Source organism: Alishewanella longhuensis, from assembly GCF_014653435.1.
GTDB lineage: Bacteria > Pseudomonadota > Gammaproteobacteria > Enterobacterales > Alteromonadaceae > Alishewanella > Alishewanella longhuensis.
The window spans coordinates 145,244-165,694 of record NZ_BNAO01000010.1; the positions used below are offsets into that span (position 1 = coordinate 145,244).

Genomic DNA, 20,451 nt, shown 5'->3' on the forward strand with positions numbered 1-20,451 from the left:
CAGTATGTTTAAAATCAGATAAAACCTAATTTGATGTAAACGCTTGCTTGTCGCTTTGCCAACTTAGCCAGCCGTTAGCAACAAGCTCGGCTAATAACATATTCTCTGGATGACCGTGAACAGGATATTTAGGAGTAGCTTTTAGCAGTAAATAACCATCGCGACCTAAATTTTTAACCTGATAAAGCGCCAGATCAGCCAATTGCAGACAACTTTGCCAATCCTGCTCAGGTAAGTGCTGCATAGCACCAATAGAACATGTTAGTGGGTTATTTAAGCCAAGCGCCTGCCACTCTCCAGCAGTCAGCGCTTTTTGTAAACGCTGTAAATATTGCTCAGTATTAGCGCTGTCTTCCAAAATTAATAAAAACTCTTCGCCGCCCCAACGTAATAAATGGTCAGTACTTCGGCTATTTTCTTGCAGTATCCTGGCAACTTGCTTTAACGCGTTATCGCCTACCTGGTGCCCCAAACGATCATTAATTTGCTTAAAATGATCAATGTCCAACAACACCCACATTAATGGCATTGCATTACGCTGCGCGCGCGCTAACAATTGCTCTATATGGATACTAAGATAATGCCGATTATGCAAACCGGTTAGCGCATCCTCCATACTAATTTGTTGCAAACGGATATTAGCTTGATGCAACGCCTCAGTGCGCTCAGCAACCAGCTGTTGCAACCGCCGCTGCGCCCTATCTAAAGCTGCTACTCTTAACCTGTATATGCCCCAAAGCAACATAAGGCTGCTGAAAAATAGCATAAAGATAAACCACTTCGCCTCATACCATTTAGCAGGTAAGTAAATTGATACGTAAGCAGAATCGCTCCACCGATAATCAGCCGCAGATTTCACCTGCACCGTAAATTGATAATGCCCTGGTGCTAAGTTGGTATAAAATGCTTCTCGTCTATTCCCGGCATAAACCCAACTATCATCGTACCCTCTTAACTGGTATCGAAACTGCAGTGAAAGCGCTTGTATAAAATAAGGTGCACTAAAGCTAACTTGCCAGTCACGTTGCCCGGCGGCCAAACTGAAGTTTTTATCGTGATAAGTATGCTCATCCACCCGAATGGCGGTGATCACAGGCTTGGGCAACGGCGCTATAGTATTTAATTGGTTCAAACCAACTGCCACAATACCATTTAACGTAGGAAACCATAACCGATCTGCATGTAAGGCTCCTTTACTGGCCCCAGCCCCATTACAGCAGCGATGTGAGTCAGTTGTGCCTTCGGGTCGGCGATCATCTACTAACATATACAGTTCGTTGATAACGCCGCTACGCAGTTCAGGATAATTTAGCCGGTATATGCCTTGAAAGTTACTAACAATCAGCATATCGTCCTGCAAGTGCACATAAATAACACCATTGCCGGGTAAGCCCTCTTGCTGGGTAAAACGCTGCCAACTACCTTGCTCTCCAATACTAAAACCACGGTCAAAAGTACCAATAAATAATTGACCATCCGGTAACGCGAAAACGGTGGTAATAAAACTGTGACCTAACACCGGATCATCAACACGTTGCACCTGATCATGCCTATCTTTAACAAACAATCCAACTTCAGTACCTATCCACAATTGACCGCGCGCATCAGGAAAAATACTTCGTACCCGCACTTCTGCTGGTAAATGGCTATGCTCAAAGGCCACAACATTTTGTTGCTCATAAAAATACAGGCCACCATTGGTACCCAACCATAAACGCTTATCCTGCTCGGCAAAACTTGTAACCAACAGATGCGCTAATGTTGGTAACTGAAATAGCGGTTCTAATGTAGCTTCATCGAAAACAGCCACACCTCCACGAGTACCTACCCACAGCTGTTTTGCCTTATCCGTAAAGAAACTATAAACAAAAGGATTGGGTAATTGCTCCTCACCTAGTATTTGCTGATAGCTACGTGTTGTTGGGTCAAATAATTCAACACCCTTACGGTTGCCTACCATCAAGTATTGCTGCCAGGGTTGCACTGCCCAGGTATAAGGATCACTGATACCTTCCGCTGTACCATAACGCTCGGTCATCGCCTTGCGTAAACGCTTTACGCCATGTGAGCGACTTCCCAACCATAGATTGCCATGAATGTCTTGCAGCATACTTTCAACCCAGCTGAAGTTATCTTGTTCAGGCATGATAATTTGCTCAATCAGTTCACCTTTATACCAACGGAACAACCTATCCAAAGTGCTAATCCACAACCCTTGCTGTTGATCGTTAAAAATAAGTTCTATCCTTTGCGTATCAGAATCTGGCAATGTTATTGGCTGCCACTTCGTAAACTCGTCTAACAGATACAACCCTGCCTGGCTACCCAGCCACAGCGCATTTTGGTAAAAGCCCAGCTCGTGGAACTGCAAAGTATGCTCTGTAACTGGGGCTGCCAACCATTGGTAGCTATTGTCTTGTACCAGACCGACACCATTCACCGCCCCTACCCATAAACCTGTAGAACTTTGTAATAAACTAAAAACCTCAGATTGATGCTCGCGATAATTTTGCAACCCTTGTTCCGCAACATAATAGAGCTGATCAGCCCCTACCCATACCTTGCCATCCTCGGTTTGCAAAAGCGCATTAATATTTCCAACTCGACCACCCTCAATGTTCACAAACTGATAATTAACGCGTTTGATTAATCCATTTGCTGTACCAATCCATAGCTGTTGCTGATCATCGATTAATAAAGAGGAAATTAAATTTGAGGGTAAAAGGGGGGTATTCGCCGTATTAAACACTTCAAATTGCTGACCATCGAACCGCGCTAGGCCATTTTGCGTGCCAAGCCAAATAAAGCCGTCAGCATCCTGCACTATTGTTTGTACAGATATTTGCGGTAGCCCCGACTCTACCGACCAGATACGATATAAATAATCAGCATAGGGAGTAAAACGATTTTCTGCAGCTGCACTGAGACTGAGACTGAGACTGAGTAGCACAAAAAACCAAACGAGCCGTCGCATAATGCTCCTTGTTTTAAACAGCTGGTTTTTTATACCACAAAGCCTGCTAATTAGTAATGTGAAAAAATACCCGTTAGAATGTCTAGCATGCCAAAACGTTCTCAAGGATGGCCCGCAGTATGCTGAAGTCAAAAAAGTGGCTTATTTTATTAGCGCTGTTGCTAACAAGTTGTGCTGCGCTGGTTAGTTTAAATCTCGATAAACATTACGGTAGTGCCAATGAGGCCAATCGAGCAACCCGCGCATCCGACACCGATAGGCACATATTAACAAGGCATTACAATGAGCAAATAAAGCCTCTGCTCGAGTCGCGCTGCGTAATGTGTCACGCCTGCTACGATGCCCCTTGCCAGTTAAAAATGACTTCACCACATGGTTTTGAACGCGGCGCACACAAAGAAAAAGTGTACGATGGTGGCCGGTTACTGGCAGCTACACCTAATCGCCTCTATCTGGATGCGACCAGCATTGCTGAGTGGCGCGCCCGCGGCTTTTTCCCGGTATTAAACGAGCGGCAGCAAACGCCAGAAGCCAACTTGCAAGCATCATTAACAGCCAGAATGCTTAACTTAAAACAACAACAGCCAAATCCTAGCAGCGCAGAACTAAAAGCGCATTTCGATTTTAGTTTAAACCGCAAACAACAGTGCCCCACTATTGAAGAATTTGATCGTTATGCCCAAAGCCAGCCATACTCTGGTATGCCATTTGGTTTGCCTGCTTTAAATACTGATGAACATCAGCTGCTAATGGACTGGCTGGCACTAGGCGCTTATATGCCCCCTGATCCTGCACTCTCTGCTGCGCATCTCGCCGCCACAGAGGCTTTGGAGCAATGGTTAAATAGCGATGATCTAAAAACCCAACTAAGTGCTCGCTATATTTATGAACATTTATTTACCTCAAACCTCTATTTTAGCGCTTTGCATCAGGCCACTGAGCAGCCACAATTCTTTCGCCTGGTACGTTCTAAAACTGCACCAGGTAACACTATTGAGGTGATCGCCAGTCGCCGGCCTTTTGATGATCCGGGCGTAAACCGGGTGTATTACCGGCTGCAACCCATACACGACACGCTAGTGCATAAGACGCATCAGCCCTACGACATCAACCAGGATCTAATGCAAAAATGGCAAAGTTGGTTTAAAGACGCTGCATATCAAGTGAACAAACTACCCAGCTATGCACCTGAAGTTGCGGCTAATCCGCTAACCGCTTTTGTTGAATTACCGATAAATGCCCGCTATCGCTTTATGCTGGAACGCGCTGAAAATACTATTATGGGCTACATTAAAGGGCCAGTATGCCGCGGCCAGGTAGCCCTTAATGTAATTAACGATCGCTTTTGGGTTTATTTTGTAAAACCAGAATTAGCCGAAAGTAGCGCTGTTGATGCCTTTTATTTATCGCAACAAGACAACCTCCGTCTGCCAGCCGAAAAAGAAAGCTCCACCCTGGCTTTAAGCTGGGTTGGCTTTGCAGCCCGGCAGGGCAACTATATGCGAGCCCGCAGTGAGTTTATGAACCAAGCGTTAAAAGACGGTGTGCACCTTACCCCGGAAGGACTATGGGACGGCGATGGCAACAACCAGAATGCCAGCCTGACAGTATTTCGCCATTTTGATAACGCCACCGTGGTAAAAGGCCTAATCGGCGAACCACCAAAAACAGCCTGGGTTATTGATTATGTGCTGTTAGAACGCATTCATTACTTATTGGTCGCGGGCTTTGATGTTTATGGCAACTATGGCCATCAATTAATGACCCGGCTTTATATGGATTTTCTGCGCATGGAAGGCGAGTCTAACTTTCTAGCTTTTTTACCTGCCGAGCTGCGGCGAAGCGAATTCAAAAGCTGGTACCAAAAATCCGGGCCACAATTAACCAAGTTTATTGAAGGCGATATTAACCCTTTCCACCAACCTAGCGGTATTCAGTTTGTTAGCGACGATCCGAAGCAAGAACTGTATCAACTTTTTGCTGAACATCTGAAAGCGGTGCAACCGGCACGCTATCAACTGCATGACAGTCAACTTGCTAAGAGCAGCAACGCTTTGCTGGCAGAGCTTGGTAAACTGCAAGGTAAACCTGCTTCATTACTGCCTGAACTGACGATGATAATGGTAGATTCAACCACCTCTACAACACCCCAACTTTTTACCCTGATCCGCAACAGTGCCCATTACAATGTTAGCAGTTTGTTTAACGAAGAAAGTAATCGCAACCCGGAAAAAGATGATACAACACTAGTGAGTGGTTTACTGGGCAGTTACCCCGACGCTTTTTGGCGAGTACAAGAAAGTGAGCTACCCAGATTAGTAGCGCAGGTACAACAGCTACAAACCGAAGCAGACTATATTAAACTCATAGAGCATTTTGCCGTCCGCCGCAGCAGCGCTCACTTTTGGGCCTTTAGCGATGAACTGAATAAGCGCTTTATGCAGCAGTATCCGGTTGATGGCAGTTGGTTGGATTACAACCGGTTGGAAAACCGCTAACTCACCACCAGACAGAAACAAGCAATTTGCTTTTGGTCGGACCAGTGATAAGCTAGCCGAAACAAGATAAATATGAAGGACTCGGTATGGCAACTTCACTACGCAAAGCAAACTGGTTTTTAAAACTCTTCGCCTGGCGCTATATTCCGTTAATTGGTTTTTGCTCCCCCAAAATCGTGCGCATGGATGAGAAAACCGTTGAAATTACCATGCCACATAAATGGCGCACCAAAAACCATTTGGGCAGTATTTATTTTGGTGCTCTAGCCATAGGCGCTGATTTAGCTGGCGCCTTTTCAGTCTTTAGCAAAGCCAAAGATCGTGGCGTTAACGCCAATTTTGCCTTTAAAGACGTTAACGGCCAATTTCTAAAACGCCCAGAAGGCACTGTGCACTTTACCAGTCATGATGGCGATATCATTGATCAGATGATTGACGAATCCCTGGCAACCGGTGAGCGCATAAATAAACCCGTTTCTGTCGTAGTAACTTGCCCCAGCAAACATGGCGATGAAGCAATGGCAACTTTTACGCTAACGTTATCTATTAAAGCCAAAGCTAAGAAAACTAAGTAAAAAAACAACGGTTATTTATTGTGCAATTGATTGACAACTAATCAATAAGGATTATTATTGATTCACTACTAGTGTAGTTAAACAACAAAATACTGACGAACAGGTACACCCGCTGTGAGGTGGGGTCGCAAAGCCACGGATCTTAAGCATTAAAAAGCAAAGATGGCCGGGTTGTCGAATCAGGTGAAAATGCTCAGTCTCTGCTATTTAAAACGGACTGCTGAGTGTAAGGAAACTTAAATTTTTTACCTTTCGGAGTTCTACATGAAATTCAAATTACTTGCTTTAGCTGCTGTTTTTGCTGCAACTACTGCCTCTGCCGCCGTTACTTATGATGAAAATGGTGTTGGTTATGTCGGTAAGGGTGATGTGCAGTCTCTGTTCGACTGGAATAACTCTGCCTTCCAAAATAACGCTGCTTTAGTTCAATTCAGATTCAGCTCAGGCGCGCAACAAGCTAGCTGGGTGTGCGGCGGCTACAATAACGGCGGTAATTATGTTACCCATCCTAAAAATGAAAGTTACGACAGCATCTCTGGCTCAATCAACTTCCATCCTAAACAAAAAAATCAAATCACCGGTTTTATTCTGTTAGGAACAGAATCTAATGTCAGCTCGTCAACAGCCTACCTTAGCCCTGGTGAATGTGTTGCGCCAAATAAAAACTGGACAGATTACGCTCTGGTAGAGGGAAGTTTAACATTCGAAAGTGCAGACCCATTGCTAGAAGTTTCCGTTGACGGAGAAGCCTGGTATCCTCTAGCAATAACTGAGTAAATACCATTCATATTGAAAGCCAGTGCAATCTGGCTTTCAATACTTTAAAAATGTCCCTCCACACATTTGCACCTCATAATAACAACCAGTAAACTTGCTTTTATTATTAAACGCCAAGGTGGCAATGGTGACAGATTTAAACATCAAGCAGTTAAGCGGCAACCTTTTTATTATTTCCGCCCCCAGTGGTGCCGGTAAATCAACATTAATTCAAGCCTTGCTAAAAAAACATGCCGATATGCAACTTAGTGTGTCACACACTACCCGTGCGCCACGCGCTGGCGAGCAAAATGGTGTGCATTATCATTTTACTACGGTAGAAGATTTTCAAGCGCGCATTGCCAATAATGAGTTTTTAGAATGGGCCGAGGTGTTTGGCAACTATTACGGCACGTCGCGTAATGCAATTTACCAACAACTGAGCCAAGGTATCGATGTATTTCTGGATATTGACTGGCAAGGCGCCCGGCAAATTCGGGCGCAAGAGCCAAGCACTATCGGTATCTTTATTTTGCCGCCCAGTTTAACTGAGCTAGAGCAGCGTCTTAATCAGCGCGGTACCGACAGTGCCGAGGTTATCGCCGGTCGGATGGCAAAAGCACAAAGTGAAATGTCGCACGCCGATGAGTACGACTATCTGATTATTAATGACACGCTAAGCGATGCCTTGCAGCAAATGGAACAGATCGTATTAAGCCAACGCAACTCGTTAGCCAGCCAACAACATCGGCACAGTACATTACTCGATCAGCTGTTGGCGAAAGGCACAAAATAGCGTACACTAGGCGGTCTTGTAACATCCCTGGTTTAATCCTAAAGAATTGTCGGAGTGCTGAATGGCTCGCGTAACCGTTGAAGATGCTGTAGATAAAATTGGTAACCGTTTTGATTTAATTCTGGTTGCAGCACGCCGTGCTCGTCAGCTGTCAGTAGAAGGCAAAGAGCCACTGGTAGACCGTGAAAACGACAAACCTACCGTAGTTGCCCTGCGCGAAATAGAAAAAGGCCTGATCACCAGCAGCATCCTCGATGCGCAAGAGCGTCGTGATCAACTGCAACAAGAAGCGTCAGAAATGGCAGCTGTTGCGGCTATTATTGGTTCTGATCAGTAAAAAATCCTGTCATTTCGGTGCCAACAGCGCTTTAGCCGTTGGCATTCGCCAAATTTAAACGTATATTCTAAGCTTAAATCAGCCAGGTAATTTTGTTTCTGCTGCACTAGTTTGGAGTTTTCGTGTATCTATTTGAAGGTCTAAAAAATCAGATAAGTGCGTATCTGCCACCGGAGCAGGTAAATCTGGTACAACAGGCCTATGTGGTAGCCAGAGATGCACATGCACCGCAATATCGTTCCAGCGGTGAGCCCTATATTACCCACCCGGTCGCGGTAACCAGTATCCTGGCCGAGATGAAACTCGATCACGAAACCCTGATGGCGGCCTTGCTGCACGACGTTATTGAAGACACCCCGGTAAGCAAAGAAGATCTCACTGCGTTGTTTGGTGCTACGGTAGCCGAATTAGTGCAGGGTGTGAGTAAACTCGATAAAGTAAAATTTAAAGACATTAAAGAGTTTGAAACCACCAACTTACAAAAGATGTTTATGGCCATGACCCAGGATATCCGGGTTATTTTGATAAAACTGGCCGACCGCACCCATAATATGCGCACCTTAGGCGCCCTGCGCCCCGACAAGCGCCGCCGCATTGCCAAAGAAACCTTAGAACTTTACGCCCCTATTGCCAACCGCTTGGGTATTCATAATATTAAAAATGAGCTGGAAGACTGGGGTTTTCAGGCGCTGTACCCAATGCGCTATCGCGCGCTGAGCTCTGCGGTTAAACAAGCGCGCGGGAACAGACGCGAACTGCTGGAAAAAGTACAACACGATATCCGCAGCCGCATTGAACAAAACGGCATTACCGCTGATGTTAGCGGTCGCGAAAAGCACCTGTACAGCATCTACCGTAAAATGAAAAACAAAGAGCTGATGTTCAATGATGTCATGGACATCTATGCCTTTCGGGTAGTGGTAGACAGCGTAGATAATTGCTATCGCACCTTAGGTGTCATGCACAATCTGTTTAAACCTATTGAAAGCCGCTTTAAAGACTATATTGCTATTCCTAAACAAAATGGCTATCAATCCTTGCATACCTCGTTAATAGGCCCGCATGGTATTCCGGTTGAAATTCAAATGCGTACCCGCGAAATGGACGAAATGGCCGACAAGGGTATTGCCGCGCACTGGATGTATAAAGCCAATGGTGAAGTGCGTGAATCTACTGCTCAAATTCGCGCCCAGCGCTGGATGCAAAGTTTGCTTGAGCTACAACAAAGCGTAGGTACCAGCTTTGAGTTTGTGGAAAATGTAAAATCCGAACTCTATCCCGACGAGCTGTATGTATTTACTCCCAAAGGCCGCATTGTTGAGCTGCCTATAGGCGCCACCGCGGTAGACTTTGCCTATGCGGTGCATACCGATATTGGTAATCGCTGTGTCGGCACTAAGGTCGATCGTAAACCCTACTCGCTAAGCAAACCGCTGGAAACCGGGCAAACGGTAGAAATCATCACCAGCCCTGGCGGTAAGCCTAATGCCAACTGGCTAAACTATGTGGTCACCAGCCGCGCTATCCTGGGTATTCGTAATTATCTGAAGAAGCAACAGCAGAACGAAGCCATCAGCCTTGGTAAGCGGTTACTCACCTCTGCGCTTGGCAATGTAAAAATTGAAGATATTGCGCCAGAACGCATAGAGCAGGTGCTGGCCAATGTGCATCAGCAATCGTTAGATGCGCTTTATACCGAAATAGGCCTGGGCAACCAATTGCCTATCGCTATCGCCCGGCGCTTATTAGGCGAGTTTGAAAGCAGCGAGCCACAAAGCAAAGCCCTGCCGATGCCCAAAGGTAACACCTTTATTGTCGGCTCGGAAGGCATGCTGGTGACCTTTGCTAAATGCTGCCGCCCTATCCCAGGCGATCCGATAGTGGCCAATGCCACGCCCGGTAAAGGCTTAAACGTACATCGTAACGATTGTCGCAACATCAAAGGCTGGGAAAAAGAACCGGCCAAGTTCTTCCCGGTACGCTGGGATAACACCACCGAAAAACAATTTCTATGCGATATCCGGGTCTTTATTATCAACCGTCAGGGCGTACTGGCTAAGCTCACCTCGGTTATTGCCTCGCAAGACTCGAATATTCAGGATCTTTCCACCGACGATCGTGATACCGGCGAGTACGTTATTAAAATCACCCTGTCGGTCAATGGCCGTGTACATCTGGCCAACGTCATGCGCAAAATCCGCGTGTTGCCCGATGTGCAAAAAGTTTACAGAAGGAAGTAAGTTGTTATGTCTAAAGTGATTATCCGCACTAACGATGCCCCGGCGGCTATTGGCACCTATAGCCAGGCGGTGAAAATTGGCACTACCGTCTATTTATCAGGGCAAATTCCATTAGAACCAGCCTCAATGCAAATGGTGTCGGAAGATTTTGCCGAACAAACGCATCAGGTGTTTAAAAATTTAAGCGCGGTCTGCGAAGCTGCCGGTGGCAGCCTAAACGATATGGTCAAAGTGAATATCTTTTTAACCGATTTAAGCCAGTTTGCTACCGTTAACCAAATTATGAGCCAGTACTACGCTGAGCCTTACCCAGCGCGTGCCGCTGTGCAAGTAAGTGCCCTGCCACGTGGCGCACAAATTGAAATTGACGGCGTAATGGAAGTGCCCTCTACCCATTAATTTTGCCAAGTAAGAGCATACTTCGGGCTTTGGACGTTAAGGCTATGTTTTTCAAAACCTGCTTTTTAGATCATGCTTTTATGACTATGCTGTTGAGAAAAGCGTTTTGAGCCAAACACGTCTGGATAATATCGCCATTTCTGCCATTAAAGGCGTGGGCAGCAAAGCTGCTGAACGCCTGGCAAAACTGGCGATTTTTAGTATCCAAGATTTACTGTTTCACCTGCCGCTGCGTTATGAAGATCGCACCCGGCTTTATCCTATTGCCGATTTGATGCCGCTGGTACACGCTACAATACAAGGCGAAGTGCAAAGCAGCGAGGTGCAATTTGGTAAAAGGCGCAGCTGGCTGGTAACACTGCGCGATCATAGCGGCAGCCTTACCCTACGCTTTTTTCACTTTTCAGCGGCACAAAAAAACGCGGTAGAAAAAGGCACGGTATTGCGCTGTTTTGGTGAAGCCAAACGCGGCCCGCGCGGGCTGGAAATGCTGCATCCGGAATATCGGGTGATCCAAGACAACGCTATAGATGCCCCGGTTGCTGAAACCCTAACCCCTATTTACCCCACCACCGAAGGCTTAAAACAGGCGACCTGGCGTAATTTAACGGATGCCGCCCTGAGTTATTTAGACCGTTATGCTCCCGACGAATACTTACCGGCAGCGCTACTGCGCCAACCCTGGTCATTAGCCGATGCGCTGCGTTATATTCATCGGCCACCGCCAGACGCTGCCCTCACGTTATTAGAAGCAGGCAAACACCCGGCGCAGCAGCGGCTTATTTTAGAAGAGCTGATTGCCCAGCAACTTAGCATGTACAAGTTACGTAGCCAGGGACAACAGCAACAGGCCGTGGCTTTGCCTGTTCCGGCCAGCTTGTTGCAACAATTTTTGGCCCAGTTACCCTTTACACCTACCGGCGCACAGCAACGCGTAGTGAATGATATTCAACAAGACTTAGCCAAAGCCTTGCCCATGCTGCGTTTGGTACAAGGCGATGTGGGTTCGGGCAAAACTCTGGTGGCGGCACTGGCCGCACTTACCGTAATCGGCAATGGCTATCAGGTGGCATTAATGGCCCCTACCGAGCTGCTTGCCGAGCAGCACGCCGTTAATTTTCAGCGCTGGTTTGAACCCTTGGGTATTCAACTGGCCTGGCTGGGTGGTAAAACCAAAGGAAAAGCTCGGCAAAGCACCTTAGAGGCCATGCAAAACGGCGCAGCACAAATGATTATTGGCACCCATGCGCTCTTTCAGCAAGAGGTGGCTTTTAGCAAGCTGGCGTTAGTGATTATTGACGAGCAGCACCGCTTTGGCGTGCATCAACGGCTGGCGCTACGCGAAAAAGGCGGCATAGCCGATCATTATCCGCATCAATTGGTGATGACCGCTACCCCTATTCCCCGCACCTTGGCCATGACCGCCTATGCCGATCTGGATACCTCGGTGATTGATGAATTACCGCCGGGCCGCACCCCGGTGACCACAGTCGCCATTCCGGATAGTCGCCGCGATGAAGTTATCAGCCGGGTTAGGCAAGTGGTCACCGAACAACAACGGCAAGCGTATTGGGTGTGTACCCTGATTGAAGAATCAGAAGCGCTGCAATGCCAGGCGGCAGAAGATACCGCCGTACTGCTGCAGCAAGCCTTGCCCGAGCTAAAAATTGGCTTGGTGCATGGCCGTTTAAAAAGCGCGGAAAAACAACAAATTATGCAAGACTTCAGTAAGGGCGCCTTAGATTTACTGGTCGCCACTACCGTTATTGAAGTGGGGGTAGACGTACCCAACGCCAGCTTAATGATTATTGAAAACCCCGAGCGGCTGGGCTTAGCGCAGCTACATCAGCTGCGAGGCCGGGTCGGCCGCGGTAGCGCCATCTCGCACTGTGTGTTGCTATATCATGCGCCCCTATCCCGCACCGCGCAGTCCAGGCTTGGCGTACTGCGCGAAAGCAACGATGGCTTTGTAATTGCTCAGCGCGACTTAGAAATTCGCGGCCCCGGCGAGTTATTGGGCACCCGGCAAACAGGGCTAATGCAATTTAAAATTGCCGACTTAAGCCGCGACAGCGAACTGCTGCCACAAGCACGGCAAATTGCCGCCACCTTATGGCAGCAACACCGGCCAGAGAGCCTACAACTGATAAAACGCTGGCTAGCCAACAAAGAAATATACGGCCACGCCTAACTTATCCACACAACTCCGGTACCGGCCCGACCAGTTTATCCACACAACTCCGGTACCGTACCGAAGTTGTGTGGATAAAAGCTGGGTTTATGAACAACAAGAATGAGGTACGCTATGCAAGATGTGACCGCTTTAACACCTTATCAGCTCCGTCAGCTATGTCGCAGTGGCCAGTTTAACAGCAATACCTCGGGCTTAGCACCGGGTTTTGTACAAGCCAATATGGCAATTATTCCGGCAGCCTATGCTGCTGATTTTTTGCAGTTTTGTCATTTTAATCCCAAGCCCTGCCCACTACTGGGCATGGCTGCCAAGCCGGGAGCAGTGGATATGCCAGCTTTAGCAGCAGAGCTGGATATCCGCAGCGATCTGCCACGCTATCGGGTATTTCGACAAGGCGAGTTGGTGGAAGAAGTCACTGACCTAAGCGCACTGTGGCGTGATGATTTAGTCACCTTTTTAATTGGCTGCTCGTTTTCGTTTGAAGAATCGCTACTGGCTGATGGCCTGGAGATCCGCAATATTACCGAGCAAGTGAATGTGCCGATGTACCGCACTAACTTAGCCTGCCAAAGTGCCGGAGTATTTAGCGCTAATATGGTGGTGAGTATGCGGCCTATGACGCCTGCCGATGCCATTCGCGCTATTCAGATTTGCTCACGCTTTCCGCAAGTACATGGGGCACCGGTACATTTTGGCGATCCGGCCGCTATTGGTATTGCCGATATTACCAAGCCAGATTTTGGTGACGCCGTTAGCATAAAGCCGGGTGAAGTACCGGTGTTCTGGGCCTGTGGCGTAACACCTCAAATTGCCATTGCCAATGCCAAGTTAGATTTTTGCATTAGCCACGCGCCTGGCCATATGCTGATAACAGACTTAAGCAATAGCAAGTTGGCTATGCTATAAGCCCAGGCAGGCAAATCCCTAAAGTCAAAGCCGAAAAGTATTGATCACCAATTGACCGCGACCACTGTTTTTTGCTTTATATAAGGCTTTATCTGCCAGTAGCAGCAAATCATCAGCGGCACCAACACTGCTTATCGCCATGCCCATGCTAATACTATGCTGCTTACCATGTTGAGTAGCAGCATAGTCTTGCTGCATACGCTTTGCTATTTGCACAGCTTCTAGCCTTTTGCAACCTGGCAATACCAGCATAAACTCATCGCCACCTAAGCGAGCGGCGAAATCATAATCACGGGTATTTTTTTGCAATAGCAGCGCTAAATCTTTCAGCGCTTCATCGCCGGCCTGATGGCCAAAATTGTCATTCAGTTGTTTAAAATTATCAAAATCCAGCGCGATAACCGCAATATCACCGTCAGTAATATCCTGCTCAGTGCAGCTTTGCCATAACTCTGCAAAGCCACGCCGGTTTAACAAACCCGTTAAGGGATCTTGCTCTGCTAATTGTTTTAACGATTCACGATCTTGATAGGACTGCTCTAACCGCTGTTGAGTAATGTGCAACCGCTGTTGTAGTTTAATCAAGCGCTGCCACTTAGCGATTAACCAAGAGACTGCCGCAGCAATTAATTCCAGTTGCTTTAACTGGGTAGCAGATAAACTTTGCTGGCGCGTGCTAGCGCCGCATAAACTGCCAATCAACTGCTCATCATATTGCACCGGCAACGCAAAAAAAGTGGTCATGCCTAATTTAGCCCCCACACTTTGCGGGTAAGTTTGCGCAATATTCAGATTTAACCAACTATCATCATTAAATAGCTGGCGGCACATCGAATCCTGCCAGGGCTGTTCTGAGCCTGCCACGATATGAATATCGCCATTGCCATAGACAACCGCAACTTGCTGTTTGGCAAGCATTGGATCAATATAGGTAACAAAGGCCGTTTCCAGCGAGGTAATACTGCACACCAATTGCATAAGAGGCGATAGGGCGTTATGCAACTCCTGAAACCTACTATCTAAACGGTCACTGTTCATACCCAACTCTTTTAAAAAATGGCTTGTTAAAGGTTAACCCACCCTAGTAAAGCACAAAACAGGTCCTTGCAGTGAGTATATTTGAAACGACCAAAATAAGTCACTTTTTAGCAAAAAAAACCGTCACTCGCTACATTAAGCGATGATCTAACCCACCTGTAGAATACTTTATTCCCAACAAAGTGACCCAATAGAATTTTTTATGCTAAAACCCCCAGCCAATGGCTGGACAACTGGCTGACAGTCGAGCAAACTATATCCAATTCACTTGCAGCTGTCAGCCCAATTGACCATCTTTAAGCTGGCGATAGCAGCGCCTGATAGGTATCCAACTAAGTAGCGAGACACCTCATGCCAAATATGCCAAGCATACCTCAGCAATCACAGCATGCTGCTTTACTGCTTAACTGCGACTTAGGCGAGAGCTTTGGCAGCTGGCAAATGGGGCTAGACAGCCAAGCCATGCCTTATATCGACCAGGCTAATATTGCCTGTGGTTTTCATGCTGGCGATGCCGACGTGATCAAGCGCACCTTAACGCTGGCAAAGCAGCACAGCGTGACTATTGGCGCACATCCGTCTTACCCCGACTTACAAGGCTTTGGCCGGCGCAGCATGCAATGTAGCGAGCAGGAAATCATCAACCTTATGCATTACCAAATAGCTGCGTTAGATGGCATGGCACAATGCCAGGGATTGCAGCTTAGTTACATTAAACCGCATGGGGCACTGTATAACGATATGATGAGTAAACCCACTGTTTGGCAAGCGGTATTACAGGCAGTGGCCAGCTATTACAAACCGTTAAAGTTGATGATACTGGCCACCAATGAGGCCGAACAGTATCAGCAACAAGCCAGTACCCTTGGCGTAACTTTATTGCTGGAAGCCTTTGCCGACCGCCGTTATACCGACCAGGGTAAACTTACCCCCCGCACTCAGCCAGGTGCCGTGCTGCATGGCAGCGAAGTACTGCAACAAGTACAGCAACTGTTAAACTATGGCAGCGTAACCACGGAGAGTGGCAAAGCGCTACCTTTGCACGCCGACACCCTGTGTGTGCATGGTGATAATCTGGCAGCAATAAGCCAGTTACAGCAAATACGGGAGCTTATCAACAGATGCCAGCAGTAACGCCCTTAGCTAACATGGCAACCAGGCTAACACCTGCTGATTACACACTAAGCCTGGCGGGTGAAAACGCTTTTATTTTGTATCTTAACACCCAAGTCATCAGCCCCGCTGCCGCTCAGCAGATCGCTTTAGCCAACAGCCAATTAAGCCCGATGCTTGGGCAGCAACTGCTAGAACTGTTGCCCTCTTATGCGTCTTTATTGATTGTGTTTAACCCATTACAGCATAGCCACTTAAGCATTAAACCTTTACTGGAGCAGGCCTTAACCAAAGCGGTAAATCTGGTTAGCCAACAGCAGGGCAAACAAGTGGAATTGCCAGTATGGTATAGCGAGCAAAGTGGTCCCGACTTAGCCAAGGTCGCCCAAGACAAAAATCTGAGCATCAACGAAGTGATCGCATTACATAGCTCAACCAGCTATCAGGTTTATGCTATTGGTTTTGCGCCTGGTTTTGCTTACTTAGGCGAGTTACCCGAACAGCTTGCCGTGCCGCGTTTAAGTAGCCCACGCCCGAAAGTACCGGCCGGCGCCGTTGCCATTGCCGACCGGCAAACCGCGGTATACCCTGCGGCATCGCCCGGCGGCTGGCATTTACTGGGGCTTTGCCCCATAGCCATGTTTAACGCCTGGCAAGAACCGGCTATGCCGGTAGCGGTGGGTGATCAGGTAAAATTTGTGCCCATAACAGAGCGTGACTTTACGCTATTAGGCGGTGTACTTTGAACGCGTTGCGCATAGTAAGCCCTGGGGTACTCAGTTTACTGCAAGACTTCGGGCGCTTTGGTCAGGGCAGCTTGGGACTAACTCAAGGCGGGCCAATGGATGGCCACAGCTTTCGCTGGGCTAATGCGTTGGTGGGTAACCCATTAAACAGCACCGTAATTGAACATAGTGTTGGCGGCTTAATTCTACTAGCGCAAAGTCCTTGCACCCTAGCCGTTACCGGCGCCGCGCTAGCGCTTAGTCACAATGGGCAACCGGTACCTTGCTGGCAAGCATTGCATTTAAAGCCTGGCGATGAACTGGCACTGGGCATCTTTAGTGGCGGCTTGCGTGCCTATATTGCGGTAACAGGGGGTATTCAAGTGCCACCTCAGTTTGGTAGCAGCGCTACGGTAATGCGCGAAGGCATTGGTGGCCTTGTGCGCAAGGCCGCCGATAACCCCAGGCAGCACCTCGCCGGTCAAAAGTTGCAGGCTAATGATCTTTTACCGCTGGCGACCGCGGCAGTGCAGGTTACAGCAGCAGGCAGCAGCCTACCCACTGAGCTGACCAAGCGCAGCCTGCCAGGTCAAACAGCGCTAACCCTTAGAGTAATTGAAGGCTATCAGGCGTCGTTATTTAGCGCCTGCCAGCGCGCACGCTTTTACTTAAATCCCTATCAGGTTAGCCCACAGAGCGATAGAATGGGCTATAAACTTAATGGCAGCGCTATTCATTGCAGCACACGCCAGCTGTTATCCGAGGGTATTAGCTATGGCGCAATACAAATACCGCCAGATGGCCAGCCAATAGTGCTGTTAAACGACAGACAAACCCTAGGGGGTTATCCGAAAATAGGTAATGTGTTATCGCTGGATTGCTGGCAACTGGCGCAAGCCACCCCCGGCACTGAGGTACACTTTACCCCTGTTAGCGCAGAGCAAGCCCATAATGCGCTGCAACTCGATGCTGCCCGCTTCGAGCGCGAAACAACAATATTTTGCGCGCTAGCCAGCGCCAGCCAAGAGTGCTAACCATGACAAAACCCACACCTAGCCATTGCAACCCCGCTACTGGCGCTGCGCTAACGGACACTACCGGCGTGAGCACTACGCCACCTAGCACCTTGCCTATTGGCTATAGCGCACTTAATTTTAATGCGTTAAGCCTGCAAATAGAAAACTTCCTGGTCGAACGCAATTTACGTGGTATGCAGTTAGTGCAACCACACTTACGCCCTGGTTACGTATTACGGGCAGCCCGTTTGTTTAATTTACCCGCTGGCAGCACAGTACTTATCGGTACTGGCTTTCCGGTACTCAATACCTTTGAAACCGACGGCCCTGTTGGTGCCATTGCGCTTTATCAATGTGCCGAAAAAATTGGCCTTAAGCCGATCATCCTTTGTGGCGACCCACTGTTTAGTGTATTAAAAGGGCATTATCAATGCTACCCGCTTAGCGTAAACCAGTACCAGCAACTGCCCAATATTGCCGAGCAGGCGCTGGCCGCGCTTAAACCTGCCCTGGTATTAGCCATAGAACGCCCGGGCTTTGGTGCCAATGGCCGCTATAACAATATGCGTGGCGAAGATATTTCCGAGCGCTGCGCCAGTTTCGATTTCTTTTTAACCCAGGCCCGCTGCCCCACGCTAGCCATTGGCGATGGCGGTAATGAAATTGGCATGGGTAATGTGGCCGCCGCGCTCAGTCAGCTCAGCCTGGCAGGCCAGCTAACCATTACGCCAAGTGTTACCCAGTGCGACGAACTGGTGATTGCCGATGTATCAAATTGGGCGGCCTGGGGCATTATTGCCATGCTCTCGCTACTACGCGGGCAAAACCTGCTGGCAAACGCGGCACTGTTACCCATTTTAACCTTTCTGGTAGAGCATGGCTGTATCGATGGCGTCACCCGCCAGCCCACCCTAACCGAAGATGGCCTGCCGTATCAGGAAGGTGATGCCTTAATTAGTCGCTTACAGGCGCTGGTAATTAATAATATTAATGGTTAATCATTGAGAAGTAGCATGAACACAGTATTTTTAAATGGCCAGTTTATGGCCGCAAGCGAAGCGAAAATATCACCGATGGATCGGGGCTTTTTATTTGGCGACGGTATTTACGAAGTGATCCCCTCCTATCATGGCCGTTTTGTCGGCTTTACCCCGCATATTAGTCGCTTACATGCGGGTTTGGCGGCACTGAGTATTGAGCACGGCATGACTGAGCCCGCCTGGCGCGCACTATGCGATAAGCTGCTTGAAGCAAACCGCCCGACACTAGGTGATAACCTAGCGGTATATATTCAGGTAAGCCGCGGCACCGACAGTAAACGTAACCATGCCTTTCCCACTGGCGTTAGCCCAACCATCTTTGCTTATGCCTTTGCTATCGCCGCCGCGCCAATACCCGATAAAGCCAAAGCCACTAGCTATGCGGTGATTACCGGCAACGATTTACGCTGGCAGCGCTGCCATATTAAATCCACGTCATTGCTGGGTAATGTGCTGCATTATCAACAAGGCGTAGAACAAGGCGCCCAGGAGATTTTACTTTTTGATCGCGAAGGTAACCTCACCGAAGGCGCTGCGGTAAATGTATTTATCGTTAAAAATGGCGAGATTGCCACCCCACCGCTTAGCCATAAATTATTACCCGGCATTACCCGCTTGCTGTTATTACAGATCTTGCGCCAGCACTCGCAGCTTAACGTGATAGAGCGTGACATTAGTTATGATGAAGTAGTAGCAGCCGATGAAATTTGGCTTACCAGCTCCAGTAAAGAAATAGCACCGGTGCTACAGATTAATGGTAAGCCGGTAGGCGATGGCAAGGTCGGCGATATCTGGCTCAAGGCACAACAGCTCTTTAGTGCCCATAAGTACGATTAACCACGTTAAACAAATATTGCAGCTAATACTTAAGAATTAGGCCAGTTTGTCGCTAAAAACGTTTAAAAGCGCCGTAATACTGAGCTTCGGCAATAAATTAGTATTTATTACTAAAGACATCTAAATTTAACTTGCGGTTTGTTGAAAAGCATCCAAAATGAATAGTAGCCCTTGGGGCTATTTTAAACTCAGGAGTTTTAAAAATGATTAATGTTCAACGTGCAAAACAACAGGGTTTTACCCTAATCGAATTAATGATCGTTGTTGCGATTATTGGTATTTTGGCAGCCATTGCTTTGCCTGCGTATCAAGATTATACAAAACGTGCTCGTTTCTCTGAAGTAATCTCTCTCGCAAATGGTTACAAAACTGCTGTGAGTGTGTGCGCACAAACTACTGGTGCCTTAACTGCTTGCGGCGCGGGCACCAATGGCGTCCCAGCAGCAATTGCTGCTCCAGTAGGGAACGTACAATCTCTTGATGTATCGGCTGCTGGTGTAATTACAGCTACAGGAACTGCAGCAGTAGATAGCTTAACATATGTAGCAACACCTACTTTAGGCGCGAACGGCACTACTTGGGCGATTACTGGTACATGTACAAGCAATACACCGAAACTTTGCTAAATTTTCAGGGTTAGCAGCCAGGGTCAGATCCCAAACCAACAAGCCCGCCTAGTGCGGGTTTGTTTTTCTGAGTAAGCAAAGCGTTAAACCGGATTAACCGGATTAGCGCCCCAAGTAACCTTCGGGGTCAGATACCGGAAGCTTCGGGGTCAGATACCAAACCAACAAGCCCGCCTCGTGCGGGTTTGTTTTTGAACCTTCGGAGTCAAAAACCTTAAAAACCTTCGGTGTCAGATACCGAACCACTGATATTCATGCGCTGGCTTGCCTAATCGAAACCTTCGGGGTCAGATACCGAACAACAAGCCCGCCTCGTGCGGGTTTGTTTTTTTAAGTACCAACCTTCCAACCTTGAACCTTCAGGGTCAGATACCGAACCAA

The 20,451-nt window shown here is 47.9% G+C and carries 17 protein-coding genes and 1 riboswitch; of the genes, 15 read left to right on the forward strand and 2 right to left on the reverse strand.

Translation table 11 applies throughout. The features are described from left to right. Positions 1–25 precede the first annotated feature (25 nt). Entirely contained in the window at positions 26–2,974 is a 2,949-nt protein-coding gene (locus IE163_RS16375) for a ligand-binding sensor domain-containing diguanylate cyclase (protein ID WP_189434067.1), read from the reverse strand. Positions 2,975–3,093: 119 nt separating this feature from the next. On the opposite strand from IE163_RS16375, the gene IE163_RS16380 reads away from it, so the two are divergent. From IE163_RS16380 to IE163_RS16420, 9 genes are all read left to right on the forward strand, one after another. Further along, complete coding sequence (locus tag IE163_RS16380; RefSeq protein WP_229833616.1) at positions 3,094–5,472, forward strand: fatty acid cis/trans isomerase; 2,379 nt, start codon at positions 3,094–3,096, stop codon at positions 5,470–5,472. Positions 5,473–5,558: 86 nt separating this feature from the next. Next, positions 5,559–6,047: a PaaI family thioesterase gene (locus tag IE163_RS16385; protein ID WP_189434069.1), complete on the forward strand. Its 489-nt coding sequence runs from the start codon at positions 5,559–5,561 to the stop codon at positions 6,045–6,047. Positions 6,048–6,139: 92 nt separating this feature from the next. Beyond that, a riboswitch (cyclic di-GMP riboswitch) is annotated at positions 6,140–6,226 on the forward strand. Positions 6,227–6,311: 85 nt separating this feature from the next. Next, positions 6,312–6,824, forward strand: coding sequence for a hypothetical protein (locus tag IE163_RS16390; RefSeq protein ID WP_189434070.1), 513 nt, complete (start codon positions 6,312–6,314; stop codon positions 6,822–6,824). 142 nt (positions 6,825–6,966) lie between these two features. Beyond that, a complete protein-coding gene (gmk, locus tag IE163_RS16395) occupies positions 6,967–7,599 on the forward strand; it encodes a guanylate kinase (RefSeq protein WP_189434096.1) in 633 nt (210 codons plus the stop codon). Between the two features lie 61 nt (positions 7,600–7,660). Then, a complete protein-coding gene (gene rpoZ / locus IE163_RS16400; protein ID WP_189434071.1) occupies positions 7,661–7,936 on the forward strand; it encodes a DNA-directed RNA polymerase subunit omega in 276 nt (91 codons plus the stop codon). Between the two features lie 122 nt (positions 7,937–8,058). Then, entirely contained in the window at positions 8,059–10,176 is a 2,118-nt protein-coding gene (gene spoT, locus IE163_RS16405) for a bifunctional GTP diphosphokinase/guanosine-3',5'-bis pyrophosphate 3'-pyrophosphohydrolase (RefSeq protein ID WP_189434072.1), read from the forward strand. 6 nt (positions 10,177–10,182) lie between these two features. After that, the gene (gene ridA, locus IE163_RS16410; RefSeq protein ID WP_189434073.1) at positions 10,183–10,575 is read left to right on the forward strand and encodes a deaminase RidA; all 393 of its coding nucleotides are present in this window, start codon (positions 10,183–10,185) and stop codon (positions 10,573–10,575) included. Positions 10,576–10,681: 106 nt separating this feature from the next. Then, positions 10,682–12,766 carry an ATP-dependent DNA helicase RecG gene (gene recG / locus IE163_RS16415; RefSeq protein ID WP_189434074.1) on the forward strand — a complete coding sequence of 695 codons (2,085 nt, stop codon included), beginning with the start codon at positions 10,682–10,684 and terminating at the stop codon, positions 12,764–12,766. Positions 12,767–12,880: 114 nt separating this feature from the next. After that, positions 12,881–13,675 carry a putative hydro-lyase gene (locus IE163_RS16420; RefSeq protein ID WP_189434075.1) on the forward strand — a complete coding sequence of 265 codons (795 nt, stop codon included), beginning with the start codon at positions 12,881–12,883 and terminating at the stop codon, positions 13,673–13,675. A 24-nt stretch (positions 13,676–13,699) separates the two neighbouring features. Here IE163_RS16420 and IE163_RS16425 read toward each other — a convergent pair whose 3' ends face one another. Continuing rightward, positions 13,700–14,713 (reverse strand): sensor domain-containing diguanylate cyclase, encoded by a 1,014-nt coding sequence (locus IE163_RS16425; RefSeq protein WP_189434076.1) that lies wholly within the window; start codon positions 14,711–14,713, stop codon positions 13,700–13,702. Positions 14,714–15,064: 351 nt separating this feature from the next. On the opposite strand from IE163_RS16425, the gene IE163_RS16430 reads away from it, so the two are divergent. From IE163_RS16430 to IE163_RS16455, 6 genes are all read left to right on the forward strand, one after another. Then, positions 15,065–15,847, forward strand: coding sequence for a 5-oxoprolinase subunit PxpA (locus IE163_RS16430; RefSeq protein ID WP_229833617.1), 783 nt, complete (start codon positions 15,065–15,067; stop codon positions 15,845–15,847). Further along, positions 15,835–16,572: a 5-oxoprolinase subunit PxpB gene (gene pxpB / locus IE163_RS16435; RefSeq protein WP_229833618.1), complete on the forward strand. Its 738-nt coding sequence runs from the start codon at positions 15,835–15,837 to the stop codon at positions 16,570–16,572. Before IE163_RS16430 ends, pxpB begins: the two co-directional genes overlap by 13 nt. After that, a complete protein-coding gene (locus tag IE163_RS16440) occupies positions 16,569–17,585 on the forward strand; it encodes a 5-oxoprolinase subunit C family protein (protein WP_189434077.1) in 1,017 nt (338 codons plus the stop codon). The genes pxpB and IE163_RS16440 overlap by 4 nt, the downstream gene beginning before the upstream one ends. 2 nt (positions 17,586–17,587) lie before the next feature. Further along, a complete protein-coding gene (locus tag IE163_RS16445; protein ID WP_189434078.1) occupies positions 17,588–18,565 on the forward strand; it encodes a glutamate cyclase domain-containing protein in 978 nt (325 codons plus the stop codon). A 15-nt stretch (positions 18,566–18,580) separates the two neighbouring features. Next, on the forward strand, positions 18,581–19,444 hold the full coding sequence (locus IE163_RS16450; protein ID WP_189434079.1) for an aminotransferase class IV: 864 nt from the start codon (positions 18,581–18,583) through the stop codon (positions 19,442–19,444). 203 nt (positions 19,445–19,647) lie between these two features. Continuing rightward, positions 19,648–20,070 (forward strand): pilin, encoded by a 423-nt coding sequence (locus IE163_RS16455; RefSeq protein WP_189434080.1) that lies wholly within the window; start codon positions 19,648–19,650, stop codon positions 20,068–20,070. Positions 20,071–20,451: the final 381 nt, after the last annotated feature.